General features: G+C 71.5%; 13 protein-coding genes. 11 read left to right on the plus strand and 2 right to left on the minus strand.

Annotation, left to right across the window (positions count from 1 at the left end; all coding sequences use genetic code 11):
- Nucleotide 1: 1 nt before the first annotated feature.
- From JYK17_RS28080 to JYK17_RS28095, 4 genes are all read left to right on the plus strand, one after another.
- A complete protein-coding gene (locus JYK17_RS28080) occupies nucleotides 2-757 on the plus strand; it encodes an IclR family transcriptional regulator (protein WP_222811452.1) in 756 nt (251 codons plus the stop codon).
- Between the two features lie 143 nt (nucleotides 758-900).
- The gene (locus tag JYK17_RS28085) at nucleotides 901-2,085 is read left to right on the plus strand and encodes a sensor histidine kinase (protein WP_108006084.1); all 1,185 of its coding nucleotides are present in this window, start codon (nucleotides 901-903) and stop codon (nucleotides 2,083-2,085) included.
- Entirely contained in the window at nucleotides 2,082-2,750 is a 669-nt protein-coding gene (locus JYK17_RS28090; protein WP_108006086.1) for a response regulator, read from the plus strand. The genes JYK17_RS28085 and JYK17_RS28090 overlap by 4 nt, the downstream gene beginning before the upstream one ends.
- 190 nt (nucleotides 2,751-2,940) lie before the next feature.
- Entirely contained in the window at nucleotides 2,941-5,043 is a 2,103-nt protein-coding gene (locus tag JYK17_RS28095; RefSeq protein WP_108006088.1) for an MMPL family transporter, read from the plus strand.
- Nucleotides 5,044-5,110: 67 nt separating this feature from the next.
- Here the strand turns inward: JYK17_RS28095 and JYK17_RS28100 are convergent, their stop codons facing one another.
- Nucleotides 5,111-7,810, minus strand: a complete 2,700-nt coding sequence (locus tag JYK17_RS28100) for an FAD/NAD(P)-binding protein (protein WP_222811453.1) — start codon at nucleotides 7,808-7,810, stop codon at nucleotides 5,111-5,113.
- A 284-nt stretch (nucleotides 7,811-8,094) separates the two neighbouring features.
- On the opposite strand from JYK17_RS28100, the gene JYK17_RS28105 reads away from it, so the two are divergent.
- Together JYK17_RS28105 and JYK17_RS28110 are read left to right on the plus strand one after the other, a co-directional pair.
- Entirely contained in the window at nucleotides 8,095-9,351 is a 1,257-nt protein-coding gene (locus JYK17_RS28105) for a L,D-transpeptidase (RefSeq protein WP_108006090.1), read from the plus strand.
- Nucleotides 9,352-9,524: 173 nt separating this feature from the next.
- Nucleotides 9,525-10,922: a glycoside hydrolase family 16 protein gene (locus tag JYK17_RS28110; protein WP_108006092.1), complete on the plus strand. Its 1,398-nt coding sequence runs from the start codon at nucleotides 9,525-9,527 to the stop codon at nucleotides 10,920-10,922.
- A gap of 148 nt (nucleotides 10,923-11,070) precedes the next feature.
- Here the strand turns inward: JYK17_RS28110 and JYK17_RS28115 are convergent, their stop codons facing one another.
- Nucleotides 11,071-11,976 carry a helix-turn-helix domain-containing protein gene (locus JYK17_RS28115; protein ID WP_108006094.1) on the minus strand — a complete coding sequence of 302 codons (906 nt, stop codon included), beginning with the start codon at nucleotides 11,974-11,976 and terminating at the stop codon, nucleotides 11,071-11,073.
- A 146-nt stretch (nucleotides 11,977-12,122) separates the two neighbouring features.
- Between JYK17_RS28115 and tkt the strand changes: the two genes are divergently transcribed.
- The 5 genes from tkt to JYK17_RS28140 all read left to right on the plus strand — a co-directional run.
- A complete protein-coding gene (tkt, locus tag JYK17_RS28120; protein WP_222811454.1) occupies nucleotides 12,123-14,198 on the plus strand; it encodes a transketolase in 2,076 nt (691 codons plus the stop codon).
- Between the two features lie 19 nt (nucleotides 14,199-14,217).
- The gene (gene tal / locus JYK17_RS28125) at nucleotides 14,218-15,390 is read left to right on the plus strand and encodes a transaldolase (RefSeq protein WP_108006098.1); all 1,173 of its coding nucleotides are present in this window, start codon (nucleotides 14,218-14,220) and stop codon (nucleotides 15,388-15,390) included.
- Nucleotides 15,387-16,940 (plus strand): glucose-6-phosphate dehydrogenase, encoded by a 1,554-nt coding sequence (gene zwf, locus JYK17_RS28130; protein WP_222811455.1) that lies wholly within the window; start codon nucleotides 15,387-15,389, stop codon nucleotides 16,938-16,940. The genes tal and zwf overlap by 4 nt, the downstream gene beginning before the upstream one ends.
- Complete coding sequence (gene opcA / locus JYK17_RS28135) at nucleotides 16,937-17,863, plus strand: glucose-6-phosphate dehydrogenase assembly protein OpcA (RefSeq protein WP_108006102.1); 927 nt, start codon at nucleotides 16,937-16,939, stop codon at nucleotides 17,861-17,863. The genes zwf and opcA overlap by 4 nt, the downstream gene beginning before the upstream one ends.
- Before the next feature lies 1 nt (nucleotide 17,864).
- A partial coding sequence (locus JYK17_RS28140) for a phosphoglucose isomerase-related protein (protein ID WP_504739985.1) occupies nucleotides 17,865-18,151 on the plus strand: 287 nt, incomplete at its 3' end.

Raw genomic sequence — 18,151 nt, forward strand, 5'->3', positions numbered from 1 at the left:
CATGACCCCCCGCTCCGCCACCGACCGGCTGTTGTCCGTGCTCGCCGCGTTCGATCACGACCACCCGGCGCTGTCCTTGACGGACATCAGTCGGCGGGCCGGGCTGACGCTGACGACCACTCATCGGTTGGTGGCCGCTCTCGCCGACTGGGGTGCTCTGGAGCGGGATGAGGCCGGGGTCTATCACGTGGGGCTCAGGCTGTGGGAGGTTGCGGCGCTGGCTCCGCGGGGGCTGGCGTTGCGGCAGCTCGCCCTGCCGTATCTGGAGGACCTGTACGAGGCGACGCATGAAAACGTGCAGTTGGCCGTGCAGGACGGTGGCGAGGTCGTCTACATCGAGTGGATCTCGGGCCGTTCCTCGGTCGGCGTGCACATCCGGGTGGGGGCGCGCTGGCCGCTGCACGCCACCGGGGTCGGTTTGGTGCTGCTGGCGCACGGCGACCCGGAGTTCCAGCAGCAGTACTGCGCGGGTCCGCTCGCCTCCTTCACGCCCCACACGGTCACCGATCCGGCACGGCTGCGCCGGATCCTGGCCGAGGTGCGGCGCACCGGGGTCGCGGTGAGCAGCCGCCAGGTCACCGAAGACGCCCTGTCGGTGGCGGCCCCGGTACGCGGCCCGGGCGGGACGGTACTGGCCGCGGTGTCGGTGGTGGTGCCGCAGGCCGACACACAGGTACCGGTACTGGCGCCCGCGGTGCGGCTGGCGGCACTCGGCATCTCGCGGGCGACGGGGTGGCGGCCGGCGAAGGAGCCGTGAGACCCGCTCGGCGCGGACCGGAACCGCCCCCTGGACTCCCCGACCGGTGCCGAAATCCCGCGCCGGATATCCCTCTCATCGGCGAGTGCCCACCCCGTCCGCCGTCGTGATACTGGAACGGCCCTTGCCCCGAGGAGCCGCCCATGTCCCCGCACGCCTGGTTCGCGCAGACCGCCTCCCGTCTGCGTACCGCCAATCCGTACGCCGTAGACGCCGCCCTCGCCGCGCTCGTACTGTTCGCGGTCTCACTGCAGTGGCTCTTCCCCGACGAGGGGGACGACCCGCTGTCCTGGCAGGGCTGGCTGCTGGGGGCCGCCACGGCGGTCCCGCTGGTGTGGCGGCGGCGGGCGCCGTTCGCGACCGCGTGGGCCGTCTCGGCGGCCACGCCCGCGATGGCCGTCTACCACGCGCCCCCGCCCGACGTGATGTACGGCGGACTCGTCGTCCTGTACACCATGGCCGCCCGCGCCCTGCCCTGGCAGCGGCGGGTGATGCTGGTGGGCTGGGCGATCGGCGTCACCGTCACGATGCACCACAAGGAGCACGCCCGGCCCTTCGAGTACGCCTTCCATCTGCTGTGCATCGCCTGCGCGTACGCCCTCGGGTGGCTCGCCCGGGTGCAGCGCGCGTACACCGCGGAGCTGGAGGACCGGGCCCGGCGCCTGGAACGGGAACGGGCCGCGGACACCGCGCGGGCCATCGTCCAGGAACGCTCCCGGATCGCCCGGGACATGCACGACGTCCTCGCCCACGCGGTCAGCCTCATGGTCGTCCAGGCGGAGGCCGGACCCGTCGTGCTGCGCACTGACCCCGAGCGCGCGGAGGCCTCCTTCGACGCGATCGCGGCGGCCGGCCGCGACGCCATGGGACAGCTGCGGCGGATCCTCGGCGTCCTCAAGGACGAGCAGAAGGGCGGCACTTCACCGCAACCGGGGGTGGCGGCCCTGTCCGGGCTGGTCCGTCGGGTCGCCGAATCCACCGGTCTGCGCGCCGAGTTGCGTACGAAGGGGGAGCCGTACGCCATGGCGCCGGACGCCGAGGTCGCCGCCTACCGGGTGGTCCAGGAGGCCCTGACCAACACCGTGAAGCACGCGTACGCTTCCTGCGCGACCGTCGAACTCGACTGGGCGGAGGACCACTTGACGCTGACGGTGACGGACGACGGACGGGGCCCGGCGGCTGTGGGCCGTGGTCACGGGCTGATCGGCATCCGGGAGCGGGCCGCGGCGTGCGGCGGCAGCGCCGAGACCGGACGCGGACCGGACGGCGGCTTCCGCGTGGCCGTACGCCTGCCGGCCGCCGCGGGCCTTCGGGCGGCGCTGGAGTGAGCATCCGGGTGGTCGTCGCCGACGACCAGGAGCTGGTCCGCAGCGGCTTCAGCATGATCCTGGAGGCGCAGCCGGACATCGAGGTGGTCGCCGAGGCCGGTGACGGCGCGGAGGCGGTCGCGGCGGTGCGGCGGCACACGCCTGACGTGCTGCTGCTCGACATCCGGATGCCGGTGATGGACGGGCTGGAGGCGGCCCGGCTGGTGTGTGCGCAGTCCGGCTGCAAGGTCGTCATGCTGACCACCTTCGACCTGGACGAGTATGTGTACGAGGCGCTGTACGCGGGCGCCAGCGGCTTTCTGCTCAAGGACGTGCGCCGCGACGACCTCGTGCACGCCGTGCGGGTCGTCGCGGCCGGGGACTCGCTGCTCGCGCCCACGGTGACCCGGCGGCTGGTCGCGGACATCGTGCGGCGGCGCAGGGAGGAGTCCACCGCCGAGGTCACTCCGCAGCGGCTGGACGCGCTGACCGCGCGCGAGGTGGAGACCCTGCGGTTGCTGGCCCGGGGCCTGTCCAACGCCGAGATCGCCACGACCCTCTTCGTGAGCGAGCACACCGTCAAGACCCACGTCAGCAACGTGCTGGGCAAGCTCGGCCTCAGGGACCGGGTGCAGGCCGTGATCTGCGCGTACGAGACGGGGTTGGTGACACCGGGAGCCCCGTAGCGGGTGCTGGCTGCCTCCCCTCGGTTTCTCTCCCGCACTCCCCCGCACGAGTGAGCCACGCCCCCCTCTCCCCCGTACGACGGAGCCCTCGAAACCGCTCCCTCCGGCGATCCGTCCGCACCCCGGGCGGCGTGAGCCTGGGGCGAGGTCGAACGACCTGTGACGACTCACCGCCCCTCCGGGAGGGACCGTGCTCTCCAGCCTTGCCAGGGCGGCGACCCGCCGCCCGCTCACCGTCATGCTTCTGTGGGTGCTCTTCCTGCTGCTCGGCTTCGGGCTGGGAACGGGCGTCTTCGGACGGCTCTCCGACAACGTGCCCGAGGTGCCGGGCACCGAGTCGGAACGGGCCGCCCAGTATCTGGACCGCGCCGACCCGGCCGGTGAGTCGATCACCGGTGTCGTCGAGGGCGTCCCGGTCTCAAGTCCCGCACTGCGCAACCAGGTTGAGCGTGCCGTCGCCGATGTGCGCGACATCGCCGGGGTCGCAGCGGTGCCCGACCCGTACACGACGCGCGGGCTGCGGGCCGAGGACGGGCGGGCGCTGATCGTCCCCGTCACCCTGCGGGGCGGTCTCGACGACGACGCCGAGGAACGGGCCGTGGACGCGGCAGCCGACCGCATCAGGCAGATCGACGCGCCCGAAGTCCATGTCAGCGGCGGCCCGTTGCTGGGCGAGCAGCTCGGCGAGCGGGCCCAGGAGGACGTGAAGAAGGCCGAGTTGATCTCGCTGCCCGTCGTACTGGCCCTGCTGCTCGTCGTGTTCGGCGGGCTGCGTGCCGCCGCGCTGCCGCTGGTGATCGCGGTGAGCGGGATCGCGGGCGCCTTCCTCGCCCTGTTCGGCTTCAGCCAGGTCACCGACATCTCGGTGTACGCGATCCAGGTGACGACCATGCTCGGCCTCGGACTGGCCGTGGACTACGCCCTGTTGATGCTGGTCCGCTTCCGTGAGGAACGCCGGCACACCGAGGACGTCGTGGTGGCGGTGCACCGCACGGTCGCCGCGGCCGGCCGGACCGTACTGTTCTCAGGGCTCACCGTGGCCGTCAGCCTGACCGGACTGCTGGTGTTCCCCAGCGTGTTCCTGCGCAGCATGGGACTGGCCGTGGCGGCGGTCGTGGTCGTCGACATGCTCGCCGCGGTGACGCTGCTGCCCGCGCTGCTCACGAAGTTCGGCGCGAAGATCGCTCCCGCGAAGAACCGCCCGGAGGGCGAGGAGGGCCGCTTCTTCGCCCGCGTCGCCCGCTTCGCGGCCCGCCGCCGCCTCGCCGTGCTCGCCATCGCCGTACCGGCCCTGCTGGTCCTCGCCCTGCCCGTCACCGGCATGAGGATCGAGATCGGGGACGCCACACAGCTCCCGTCGAGCACCGAGGCACGGCAGTTGTACGACACCGTCGACGCGCACTTCCCGCCCGGCACCGGGGTCTCACCGGTCACCGCCGTGCTCAAACCCGGCACCGGCGCGGCGACGGCCGAACGGATCCGCGCCCTGTCCCCGACCGCGCAATCCCGTGAACTGCCGGGCGGGGCAACGGTCGTGGAGCTGCAGCCGTCCGGTCGGGTCGACGGCAAGGAGGCCACCGGCCTGGTCAAGAAGGTGCGCGAGGTGCGCGGCGACGACCCCGTTCAGGTGACCGGATCCGCCGCCCGTCTGGTCGACTTCCGCGGCATGCTCTCCGAACGCGCGCCGTGGGCGGCGCTGACCGTGCTGGCCGGCATCTTCGTCCTGCTGTTCGCCTTCACCGGCTCGGTGCTGATCCCGCTGCGCACGATCCTGACCACCCTGCTCAGCCTGGGCGCCGCCCTCGGTGTGGTGGTGTGGGTCTTCCAGGACGGCCATCTGGCCGGTGCGCTGGGCGCGCAGGGCCTGGGTGCGCTCAGCCTGACGGCGCCCCCGCTGATCGTCGCGATCGCCTTCGGACTGGCCATGGACTACGAGCTGTTCATCCTGGCCCGGATGCGGGAGGCACGGCGTGCGACGGGCGACGACCAGGAGGCCGTGGTGAGCGGTCTGCGCCGCTCGGGACGGGTGGTCACGTGCGCCGCCCTGCTCCTCGCCGTCGTCTTCGGCGCCTTCATGACGGGCGGCTTCTCCCCCATCCTGCAGATCGGCCTCGGCCTCACCCTCGCGGTCCTGATCGACGCAACTGTCGTACGGATGCTGCTCGTTCCGGCCACGATGACCCTCCTGGGCCGCTGGGCATGGTGGGCGCCGAAGCCGCTGCGGCGGGTGCACCGACGGTTCGGGCTGAGCGAGGAGGCGGCACCGCGACCGCACGCGACGACGAGCGTGTGACGTTCGCGGAAGTCGGTTCGTCTGTGCCGGATGTCTCCGGCACAGACAAACCGGTGCAGGCCCCGCCTCAGACCGGCAACCCCGCCCGCAACCTCCGGTCCCGTGGGGCGTGTTTGCGTTCCAGGCGTTCGTCCAGGAGTCGTCGTGCCGCGTCGCACCGGCCCGCCGACACGAGTGCGTACAGCAACGTCTCCTCGACGACCTCGCGTTGGGCCGCGCTGCCGCCGACCCGGCGCAGGACCGGCAGGAGGGCGTCCAGGCCGTGGGCGGCGTCGTGGAAGCGTTCCTCGACGAGGGCGGCGAACGCCTCGCACAGGGGGGCGACGACCTCGCGCTGGACGTCGTCGGCGCCGAGGGCGTGGTCGCGCAGGCGGTGCAGGGCCGGCAGGTCGCCCGCGGCGGTCAGCGCGACGGCGGCGTGCAGCGCGGTGAAGGCGGTCGCCGGACGCTCCAGGACGTCCCGCTCGACGGACGCCAATATGTCCCCGGCGGACGGTAGTTCGCCCCGCCAGCTGTCGCTCAGCCGGGCCCGCCACAGCAGCGAACCGGAGTCGACCAGGGCCCGCACCCCGGTCACCACCCGCCCCGGCGCGAGCTGGGCGAACCAGCGCCTGCGGACCGCCGCCGGGTCGTCCAGGGCCAGTTCGTGCAGGGCGACGTGCCAGGAGAAGTGCGCCCGGTGGACCGCTCCCCGGCCCTGTCCCGACACCCACCCGTCCAGCCAGTCGCGCCCCGCCACGTGCGCCCCGGACTCGTAGTGGACGTGCGCGAGGGCGTGCACGGCGTGCCCGGAGGCGGGTTCGGCGGCCAGGGCGCGGTGGGCGAGTTCGCCGGCCTCGTGCAGCCGGCCCTGCTCCTGGCGCAGGAACGCCAGCAGCGAGGTGTGGAACCAGTGGCCGTCATGGGCGGGCGAGGTCTTCTCGACCAGCCGCAGCGCCTGCTCGTCGTCGAGGTCCGTCACCCCCGAGAAGGCGATGGTGGGCACGGCGACGGCCAGCGCGAGCGCGTCCGCGGGGTGTGCGCCGAGATGCCGTACGAGAGCCGTGTCGCCCAGGTCTCCGTGCACCCGGCGCGTGACCACCTCCACGAAGGAGCGCTCGCGTTCGTCGGACCGTTCGCGGGCGGAGCGCTGTGCCTCGGCGAGGGCCCGCGGTACGTCCACGTCGGCGCCGCACTCGTGGCCGAGCAGCGCGAGGGCCGCGTGGCCGAGCGCGAACCCGGGGTCGAGGGCGACGGCGCGGGCGAAGGCGTCCTCGGCGCCGGCCCGTACCTTGAGGACCCGGTCGAGACCGCTGCGGTAGGCGGCGGCCGCCTCGGCATGGGTGCTCAGCGCGAGGCCGTGGCCGTCGACGGGACGGCGGGAGGATCGGGAGGTGGGGGAGGATCGGGAGGTGCGGGAGAGCGTGCGGGACAGCGGGGCGAGCAACTGCCCGGCCAACTCCGCGGCCTGGACACGGATTTCGGGAATCGCGGTCGTCTCCCACAGCTCGCCGCGCCGCGGGGCGCCCAGCGTGAACAGCGGGCGCTCGCTGCGCCCCGCCGCGTCCAGCAGGCGTCCCTCGCGCGTGGCCACGCCCATGCCGAGCGGGCCGGGGACGGCGGCGCCCGACGCGAGCAGGGAGCCCCACAGGGGGTCGTCGAAGCGCCGGCCGGGTCCGGTGCAGTCGATCACCCAACCGACGTGCAGCGTACGGCCGTTGGAGAGAGTCACGACGAGCCGGCCGTCGCGTTCGGCCGCGCTCGTCACCGCGCCGGTGTGCACGGCGAGCCGTCGGGCGGTACGGACCCGGGAGACGGACTCGGCGGTGGCGGGCGGCATCCGGTGGCGGTGAGTGTTCCACAAGGAGCCCTCGTGCGTGACGAACTCGGCGCGCTCCTCGGGGGTGAGGCTGCGCCACAGCCGTGCGGTGTGCGGGCGCAGGCTGTCGAGGGCGGGGCGCCAGTCGCCGTGGGTGCGCACGGAGCGGCTGACGTGGCGGTAGACCGCGCGCCGCAGCCGGTTCAGGGAGGTGTCGTCGAGGTCCGGCGCCGGCATCGGACCGGCCGGGTTGAGGGCGTGCGGCTGGGGCAGCAGCCCGCTGCGGGAGACCGCGTGGACCGTGCGGCCGGGGCGGTCGAGGGTGAGTGCGAGGTCCACCGCGGTCAGGCCCGTACCGACGAGGAGTACGTCGGCGGTGTCGGAGCCCGGCCCTTCCAGGGCTCCCGTGCTCCAGGGTTCGGCGACGAAGCGGGGCGAGGTGCGCAGCGCGGGCGGTGCCCAGCCGGCCGACGGGGCTGCCGGGCCGGTGGCCAACACCGCGCTGTCGGCGGTCAGTTCGCCCCCGTCGGCGAGCCGCAGGCACACCCGGCCGCCCGGGGCGTCGGTGCAGCTCTCGGCGCGGGTGCGCAGCCGTCGTACCGTGACCGTCCCCTGGGCCCGGACGATGGCCTGCGCGAGGGTGTCGGCGAGATAGGCGCCGTAGCGGTAGCGGGTGGCGAAGTCGGCGCCGTTGACGGTCGGTTCGCCGTGGCGGCACAGCCAGCGGGTGAAGTGGCCCGGCTCGTCGGGGTAGCAACTCATGCCGCCCGCGGGCACGTTGAGGCGGTGGCGCGGGTCACGGGTGGCGTACGCGGTGCCGCGGCCCGCCTCCGGGGAGGGGTCGAGCAGGACCAGGGCGAGCGGTGTCCGGCGGCGCGCCGCCGTCTCGCAGAGCTGGATCGCGGTCAGTGTGCCCGCCGCGCCCGCTCCGACGACGGCCACGGTGTGCGGCTCGCGGACTTCGGTCACGTATTACCTCCGTGCGGTGGTCGGTCGTTCCTGCCGGCGAACTATTCCGACCGGGTGGGTGGGGAAGCCATGCCGTGACGGGGATCTCATCGGAAACTCAGGGCCCGGTCGGGCCGTTCATACTCTGTTCACAAACCCGGGGGCGGCCACAACCGTGGTTTCAGGCCTTCTCGCGGCCACTCCTCACAGGAATCTCAGGAAACGGCCACTGGTTTCAAAGGATCAACAAATCTACGCGGCGCAGGATGCACCCGGAAAAGGTGGACATCCCAGGAAGGCCTGCCGTGGGCGCTCTGCACATATCGAACCGGTCCGAGCAGCCGTCGCGGAGGTGGTCGCGGCGCGGGCTGCTGACGGTGCTCGGCATCGCACCGGCCGCCGCCGTACTGTCCGGGTGCAGCGGCTCGGCGGACGCGTCGGAGGGATCGGCGGACGCATCCGAGGAGGCGGCGAGGACCACCGCGTCACCCAGGGCGGCGAAGGAGCCCGTCGTCTCGGTCAGCCCCGCCGACGGCACCGGGAAGGCCGCGTTCACCGAGCCCGTCGAGGTCACCGTGACCGGCGGCACGCTCGCCTCGGTCAAGGTCACCGGCAACGACGGCTCGACGCTGGCGGGCACGTTCAACGACGCGAGGACCCGGTGGACCTCGGCGAGGAACCCGTACTCGGGCACGAAGTACACCGTCTCGGCGACGCCCGAGGGCGCGTCCGCACACACCGCGACCTTCACCACCAGGTCGCCCGGCGAGACCTTCGTCGGCTACTTCACGCCCGAGGCGGACTCCACCTCCGGCGTCGGCATGCCCGTGTCCATCAACTTCACGCACGCCGTGACGGACCGGGCCGCCGTGCAGCGGGCCGTCACTGTCACCGCCGAGCCGGCCGTCGAGGTGGTCGGCCACTGGTTCAGCGACACCCGGCTCGACTTCCGTCCCGAGACGTACTGGGCGCCCGCCACGAAGATCACGCTGAGCCTGCGGCTCAGGGACGTCGAGGGCGCGGACGGCGTCTACGGCGTGCAGCACAAGGACGTCACCTTCCACATCGGCCGCGAGCAGATCAGCACGGTCGACCTGGCAACCAAGGAGATGGTGGTGAGGCGCAACGGCGCGACGTACGCCACCTATCCGGTCTCCGGCGGCGACTCCGCCCACACCACCTGGTCCGGGATCATGGTGATCAGCGAGCGGTTCAGGCAGACCCGCATGGAGTCCTCGACGGTCGGTCTCGGCGACGAGTACGACATCCCCGACGTGCCGCACGCCCAGCGCCTGACCACCTCCGGCACCTTCGTGCACGGCAACTACTGGGCATCCTCAGGGGTGTTCGGCCACGAGAACACCAGCCACGGCTGCATCGGCCTGCACGACACCAAGGGCGCCGGCGACGCCTCCGTGCCCGGCTACAAGTTCTACGACAGCTCGATGCTCGGCGATGTCGTCGTCGTGAGGAACTCGGGCGAGCGCACGGTCGATCCCGGCAACGGGCTCAACGGCTGGAACCTGTCGTGGGCTCAGTGGCGCAAGGGCAGCGCTCTTTAGCACATATGCCGTTCATGGGGTGAACTCACCTGCCACGGAATGACTTTACCTGCTTCAACTCTTGACGACCGGAGTGACCGGGAGCACATTGAAGCCACTCTGAGAGCGCTCTCAGAATGCGCGGAACTCATGGCACCCAGCGCATCTCACTCCGTCCCCAGGAGGCACCCCGCATGAGTGACACCTCCGGCACACATCGCAGACGGCACCCGCTCCGGCGGGCCCTCGTCGCGGCGGCCGGCACCCTCGGTCTGGTCGCGGCGGCCGCCCTGGCCACCCAGTCCGCCAGCGCCTCGGCCCCGACTCCCCCCACGGGCTGGAACCAGGTCTTCCTCGACGACTTCAACGGCCCCGCGGGCACCGGCGTCAGCACCTCCAACTGGCAGTACGACACCGGGACTTCGTATCCCGGCGGCGCCGCCAACTGGGGCACCGGCGAGGTCGAGACGATGACGAACAGCACCGGCAACGTCGCGCTCGACGGCAACGGCAATCTGCGCATCACCCCGGTGCGCGACTCCTCCGGCCACTGGACCTCCGGCCGGATCGAGACCAACCGCACCGACTTCCAGCCCCCGGCCGGCGGCAAACTGCGCGTCGAGGCCCGCATCCAGATGCCCAACGTCACCGGCGACGCCGCGGCGGGCTACTGGCCGGCGTTCTGGGCGCTGGGCGCCCCCTTCCGCGGCAACTACCAGAACTGGCCGAGCGTCGGCGAGCTGGACATCATGGAGAACGTCCAGGGCATGAACAAGGTCTGGGCGACCATGCACTGCGGCACCAACCCGGGCGGTCCCTGCAACGAGACGACGGGCATCGGCAATTCGGTCGCCTGCCCGAACAGCACCTGCCAGTCCGGGTTCCACACCTACTCCATGGAGTGGGACCGCTCGGTCAGCCCCGAGGCGATCCGCTTCTACGTCGACGGGGTCAACTACCACACGGTGACGGCCGCTCAGATGGACGCGACGACCTGGGCCAACGCCACCAACCACGGATTCTTCGTGATCCTGAACGTGGCGATGGGCGGCGGCTTCCCGGGCGCCTTCGGCGGCGGCCCGACCGGCGCCACCGAGTCCGGCCACCCGATGGTCGTGGACTACGTGCAGGTCCTGTCGTCCGGCGGCGGCGGTGGCACGACGCCCCCGCCGTCCGGCAACCGCGACGCCTACAACCCGATCCAGGCCGAGTCCTACGACAGCCAGTCCGGCGTCAACACCGAGAGCACCACGGACTTGGGCGGCGGACAGGACATGGGCTACCTCGCCAACGGCGACTGGGCCCAGTACAAGGGCGTCAACTTCGGCTCCGGAGGGGCCACGCAGTTCAACGCCCGCGTGGCGAGCGGCGCGCCCAGTGGCGTCAGCGGTCTGGTCGAGGTGCGCCTGGACAGCCGCACCAGCACACCCATCGGCAGCTTCGCGCTGGCCAACACCGGTGGCTGGCAGTCGTGGAGAACCGTACCGGCCAACATCGGAAAGGTGACCGGCACGCACGACGTCTACCTGACCTTCACCAGCGGCCAGCCGGCCGACTTCGTGAACGTGAACTGGTTCGACTTCGGCCACTGACCCAATAAGCGTGATGCCCCGCGAGCCCCACACTCCGCGGGGCATCACCCGTGCCGACCGCCGACATCGCCCTCGGTCTCCGCGTGGACCGAGGGCGCGCTCTCGCGCTCAAGGGCGGGCGGCTCCTCTCAACTCCGGTTCGGAAGGCTCACTTCAACTCCGCCCGGAACGCCGCCGGAGTCAGATCCGTGTGCTGGTGGAAGAACTTGGTGAAGTTCGCCGCGTCGGGGAAGCCGACCGCCGCGCCGACGCGGCCGATCGGCAGGTCCGTGTGGGCCAGGAGCCGTTTCGCCTCCAGTACGACCCGCTTGTCGATGAAGCCCTTGGGGGTCTGGCCGGTGGCGGCGCGGACCGCGCGGACGAGGGTGCGGCGGGAGTAGCCGAGGGCGTCGGCGTAGGCGCTGACGCTGTGGTTGGTGGCGAAGTCCCGCTCCACCGCGTCGCGGAAGAGGGTGAACGTCGTGTCCGCGGGCCCGCGTTCCGCCTCCGCGGAGCTTGCCGCGAGGTGCGCGAGGCGCAGCAGGAACGCCGTCAGGGAGTGCCGTAGTACCGCTGTGTGCAGGCTCAACGGCAGCGTCGCCGTGTCCTCGTACTCGCGGCGCAGTTGGGTCAGGGACGCGCGCAGGGCGGCGAGCCGGGGCGCGTCCGGGCGGAGCAGCGGCGGCAGGTCGTAGCGGTAGAGGCCGGTCGCCTCCACGGTGGCGCGGGGCAGAAAGCCGGGCTGCATGGTCAGGACGGTTCCGCGGTACCCGTCGGTGCGCGAGAAGCGGTGGACCTGGCCCGGGCGGATCCACAGCAGGTCTCCGGCCGACGCCTCGTACTCGGCGAAGTCGATCATGTGGCGGACGGGGCCGTCGTCGAAGAGCATCACGACATGAAAGTCGATGCGATGGACACGCTCCAGGGGGGCCTCTGCGTGCCAGCTGCGCCCGGCCTCCATCGGGCCGGTCTGCATGCCCACTCCGCCCACGCTCAGCTCGACCGGGAAAGGGAATGTCCGGATGCCGTCCACCCCTTGGCCACTGTCCCCGTGTTGCATGGTTCTGCCCGCCATGTCCGTCTCGTGCCGCCTCGGTCGCGCCGCCGGTGTCCCACTTTCACCACAGGCTGACACACGGCGACCTTCTTTCTTAAAAGTCAGACTTTTAAGGTTGAAGACATCCGAGCAGGATCGCCGCTTCGATCGAGGACTTCTTGAAGATGAGCACGCAGACACCGGACAGCTTCGAATGGACCGAGCTCGACCGGCGGGCGGTCGACACTGCCCGCATTCTCGCGGCTGACGCGGTGCAGAAGGTCGGCAACGGCCACCCGGGCACGGCCATGAGCCTCGCCCCTGCCGCGTACACGATCTTTCAGAAGGTGATGCGTCACGATCCCGCCGATCCCGAGTGGACCGGCCGGGACCGTTTCGTGCTGTCCCCGGGCCACACCTCGCTGACGCTCTACACCCAGCTGTACCTCGCCGGGTACGAGGTCACCCTGGACGACCTCAAGGCCTTCCGCGCGCACGGCTCGAAGACCCCCGGTCACCCCGAGTACGGGCACACCGCCGGCGTCGAGACCACCACCGGACCGCTCGGCCAGGGCGTCGCCAACGCGGTGGGCATGGCGATGGCCGCCCGCTACGAGCGCGGCCTGTTCGACCCGGAGGCCCCCGAGGGCACCTCCCCCTTCGACCACACCGTCTGGGCGATCGTCTCCGACGGCGACCTGGAGGAGGGCGTCTCCTCCGAGGCCTCCTCGATGGCCGGCCACCAAAGGCTCGGCAACCTGGTCTTCCTCTACGACGACAACCACATCTCCATCGAGGGCGACACCGCGACCGCGTTCTCCGAGGACGTCCTGGGGCGCTACGAGGCCTACGGCTGGCACGTGCAGCGCGTCGAACCCGCGCTGGGCGGCGACATCGACGTACCCGCGCTGTACGCGGCGCTGAAGGCGGCCCAGGCCGAGACCTCCCGTCCCTCCATCATCGCGATGCGCACGATCATCGCGTGGCCCGCCCCGAACGCGCAGAACACCGAGGCCGCGCACGGCTCCGCGCTCGGCGACGACGAGATCGCCGCCACCAAGCGCATCCTCGGCTTCGACCCCGAGCGCTCCTTCCAGGTCGACGCCGACGTCCTCGCCCACGCCCAGCAGGCCCTGGACCGCGGCGCCGAGGCGCACGCCGCCTGGGACAAGCAGCTCGACAAGTGGCGCGGCGCCAACCCCGAGCGGGCCGAGTTGTTCGACCGGATCGTGGCCGGTCGGCTGCCCGAGGGCTGGGAGTCCGCACTCCCCGTCTTCGAGGAGGGCACGTCCGTCGCGACCCGCGCCGCCTCCGGCAAGGTGCTGCAGGCGCTCGGCCCGGTGCTGCCCGAGCTGTGGGGCGGCTCCGCCGACCTGGCCGGCTCCAACAACACCACCATCGACAAGACGTCGAGCTTCCTGCCGGAGGGCAACGCGCTGCCCGGCGCCGACCCGTACGGCCGTACCGTCCACTTCGGCATCCGCGAGTTCTCCATGGCCGCGGAGATGAACGGCATCGCGCTGCACGGCAACACCCGCATCTACGGCGGCACCTTCCTGGTGTTCTCCGACTACATGCGCAACGCGGTGCGGATGTCGGCCCTGATGCAGCTGCCGGTGACGTACGTCTGGACGCATGACTCCATCGGTCTGGGCGAGGACGGCCCGACGCACCAGCCGGTCGAGCACCTGGCCGCCCTGCGCGCGATCCCGGGCCTGAACGTGGTCCGCCCCGCCGACGCCAACGAGACGGCGATCGCCTGGGCCGAGATTTTGCGCCGCCACTCCACGAAGCCGGCCCCGCACGGCCTCGCGCTCACCCGGCAGGGCGTGCCTGCGTACGCGCCCAACCCGGATGCGGCGAAGGGCGGTTACGTCCTGAAGGAGTCCTCGACGCCGACCCCGGACGTGATCCTGATCGCCACCGGCTCCGAGGTCCAGCTCGCGGTCGCCGCGCGCGAGCAGCTGGAGGCCGAGGGAGTCGGCACGCGTGTGGTGTCGATGCCGTCCGTGGAGTGGTTCGAGGAGCAGCCGCGCGAGTACCGCGAGAGCGTCCTTCCGCCGTCCGTGCGAGCCCGCGTGGCCGTCGAGGCCGGCATCGGGCTGACGTGGTACCGGTTCACGGGTGACGCAGGACGCATCGTCTCCCTCGAACACTTCGGCGCCTCCGCCGACGCCAAGACCCTGTTCGCCGAGTTCGGCTTCACCCCCGAGAACGTGGCCGCCGCGGCCCGGGAATCCCTGACCGCCGCCCGCGGTTGATCCGATCGCCAGAAAGAAGATGATCAAAGTGACCGAAGCGACCGCAACGGCGGGAGCACTGGAGCGACTGTCCGACGAGGGCGTCTCCATCTGGCTGGACGACCTGTCGCGCAGCCGCATCGAGTCCGGCAACCTCGCCGCGCTCGTCGAGAAGAGCAACGTGGTGGGCGTGACCACCAACCCCTCCATCTTCCAGGCCGCCATCGGCTCGGGCGAGGGCTACGAGGAGCAGCTCGCCGATCTGGCGGTGCGGGGCGTCACGGTCGACGAGGCCGTACGGATGACGACCACCGCCGACGTGCGGGCCGCCGCCGACATCCTGCGGCCCGTGTACGACCGCACCGGCGGCCGCGACGGCCGGGTCTCCATCGAGGTCGACCCGCGGCTCGCGCACAACACGGTGGCCACCGTCGCCGAGGCCAAGCAGCTGGCCTGGCTGGTCGACCGCCCCAACGTCATGATCAAGATCCCGGCGACGAAGGCCGGCCTGCCGGCGATCACCGAGGTCATCGGCCTCGGCATCAGCGTCAACGTCACGCTGATCTTCTCGCTGGAGCGCTACCGCGAGGTCATGGCCGCCTACCTGGCCGGTCTGGAGAAGGCCGCCGCCAAGGGCCTGGACCTCTCCGTCATCCACTCCGTGGCCTCCTTCTTCGTCTCCCGTGTCGACGCCGAGATCGACAAGCGACTGACCGTGCTGGGCACCGACGAGGCGCTCGCGCTCAAGGGCAGGGCCGCGCTGGCGAACGCGCGGCTCGCGTACGAGGCTTATGAGGAGGTGTTCGGCTCCGTCGACGGCTCGACCCGTGCCGCCTCGGCGCGCTGGACCGCCCTGGCCGCCGCGCAGGCCAACCCGCAGCGCCCCCTGTGGGCCTCCACCGGGGTGAAGGACCCGGCGTACAAGGACACGCTGTACGTCGACGAGCTGGTCGCCCCCGGCACCGTCAACACGATGCCGCAGGCCACGCTCGAGGCCACCGCCGACCACGGCGGGATCACCGGCGACACGGTGACCGGCGGCTACGGCGAGGCCCGCGCGGACCTGGCCGCCGTGGAGGCGCTCGGGATCTCCTACGACGAGGTCGTGCAGCAGCTGGAGGACGAGGGCGTGGCCAAGTTCGAGTCGGCGTGGCAGGACCTGCTGAACGCCGTGACGAAGTCCCTGGACAGCAAGGGGGTCGAGACCAAATGACCGAGCAAGCCGTGACCGAGGCGGATCTCGACGGGACCAATCCGCTGCGCGACGAGGGCGACCGCCGGCTGCCCCGTATCGCGGGCCCCTCCGGTCTGGTCATCTTCGGCGTCACCGGGGATCTGTCCCGCAAGAAGCTGATGCCGGCCGTGTACGACCTCGCCAACCGCGGGCTGCTGCCGCCGGGCTTCTCGCTCGTCGGCTTCGCCCGCCGGGACTGGGAGGACCAGGACTTCGCGCAGGTCGTGCACGACGCGGTCCGCGAGCACGCGCGCACCGACTTCCGCGAGGAGGTCTGGCAGCAGCTCGCCGAGGGCATGCGGTTCATCCCGGGCGACTTCGACGACGACGCGGCGTTCGACCAGCTGCGCAGCACCGTCGACGAGCTCGACAAGGCCCGCGGCACCAACGGCAACTTCGCGTTCTACCTCTCCGTACCGCCGAAGTTCTTCCCCAAGGTCGTCCAGCAGCTGAAGAAGCACGGCCTGGCGAAGGCCCCGGGGGACGCCTGGCGGCGCGCGGTCATCGAGAAGCCGTTCGGGCACGACCTGGCGAGCGCCCGCAAGCTCAACGCGCTCCTGTACGACGTGTTCGAACCGGACGAGGTCTTCCGCATCGACCACTACCTCGGCAAGGAGACCGTCCAGAACATCCTGGCGCTGCGCTTCGCCAACCAGATGTACGAGCCCATCTGGAACCGGTCCTACGTCGACCACGTGCAGATCACCATGGCCGAGGACATCGGCATCGGCGGCCGTGCGGGCTACTACGACGGCATCGGCGCCGCCCGCGACGTCATCCAGAACCACCTGCTGCAGCTGATGGCGCTCACCGCGATGGAGGAGCCGATCGCGTTCGACGCGGACGCCCTGCTCACCGAGAAGCTCAAGGTGCTCAAGTCGGTGCGGCTGCCCGAGGACCTGGGCGGGCACACCGTGCTCGGGCAGTACGCCGAGGGCTGGCAGGGCGGCGAGAAAGTGGCCGGTTACCTCCAGGAGGAGGGCATCGACCCCAATTCGAAGACCGACACCTACGCGGCCATCAAGCTGCAGATCGACAACCGCCGCTGGGCGGGCATCCCCTTCTACCTGCGCACGGGCAAGCGTCTTGGCCGCCGGGTCACCGAGATCGCGGTCGTCTTCAAGCGGGCGCCGCACTCCCCCTTCGACTCCACCGCCACCGAGGAACTGGGCGAGAACGCGGTCGTCATCCGCGTCCAGCCGGACGAGGGCATGACGGTCCGCTTCGGATCCAAGGTGCCGGGCACCTCGATGGAGATCCGGGACGTCACGATGGACTTCGCCTACGGCGAGTCCTTCACCGAGTCGTCCCCGGAGGCGTACGAGCGGCTCATCCTGGACGTGCTGCTCGGTGACGCCAACCTGTTCCCCCGTCACCAGGAAGTGGAAGAGTCCTGGAAGATCCTCGACCCGATCGAGAGGTACTGGGCGGACCACGGCAGGCCCGCGCAGTACGCATCGGGTTCCTGGGGACCCGAGGAAGCCGACGAGATGCTCGCACGAGACGGACGGAGCTGGCGCAGGCCATGAAGATCGACCTGACCGACACCACGGCAAGCAAGATCAACAAGGCGCTGGTGCAGGGGCGCCGGGCCCTGGGCACCCCCGCCGTGGGCATGGTCCTGACGATGGTGATCGTCACGGACGAGGAGAACGCCTACGACGCGATCAAGGCCGCGGAGGAGGCCTCGCACGAGCACCCCTCGCGCACCCTGGTCGTCATCCGGCGCCAGGCCCGCACCCCGCGCGACCGCGTCGCCTCCAAGCTGGACGCCGAGGTGCGCGTGGGCTCCGACGCGGGCACCGGCGAGACGGTCGTGCTGCGCACCTACGGCGAGGTGTCCGACCACGCCGACTCGGTCGTGCTGCCGCTGCTGCTGCCGGACGCGCCGGTCGTCGTGTGGTGGCCGGTGGACGCGCCCGAGGTGCCCGCCAAGGACCCGCTCGGCGCCCTCGCACAGCGCAGGATCACCGACCTCTACGCGGTCGCGAACCCGCTGGAGTCCCTGGAGCAGCGGGCCCGTTCCTACGCTCCCGGTGACACCGACCTCGCCTGGACCCGGCTGACGCCGTGGCGCTCGATGCTGGCAGCGGCCCTGGACCAGGCCCGTACGAGGATCGTCTCCGGGGCGGTGGAGGCCGAGGCCGACAACCCCGCCGCCGAACTGCTGTCGCGCTGGCTGGAGGCCCGGCTGAACGTGACGATCGACCGGATCGTCACGGCCGGCCCGGTGGTGACCGCCGTCCGCCTCGGCACCGAGCACGGCGAGATCGTCATCGACCGCCCCGAGGGCCCGCTGGCCACGCTGACCCTCCCGGACCAGCCCTCGCGCACCCTCGCGCTGAAGGTGCGCACCATGTCCGAACTCATCGCCGAGGAGCTCCGCCGCCTCGACGCCGACGAGATGTACGCCGTCGCCCTGCGCGGCGAGGCCACCAAGGAGACCGTCTGACATGCCCGACTCTTCGGCCGACTCCCCCAGGCTCACCCGGCGCCCCCAGTGGACGGCCCTGGCGGACCACCGCCAGGACGCGCTGCAACGGCCGCGGCTGCGCGAGCTGTTCGACGCGGACCCGTCCCGCGCCGAGCGGTACGTGGTGCGCGTCGGCGACCTGCGCATCGACTACTCCAAGCACCTGATCAACGACACGACCCTCGCACTGCTCCAGGAACTGGCCACCGCCACCGATGTGTTCGGCCTGCGGGACGCCATGTTCCGCGGGGAGAAGATCAACACGAC

The organism is Streptomyces plumbidurans, assembly GCF_019857225.1.
GTDB classification, from domain to species: Bacteria; Actinomycetota; Actinomycetes; order Streptomycetales; family Streptomycetaceae; genus Streptomyces; species Streptomyces plumbidurans.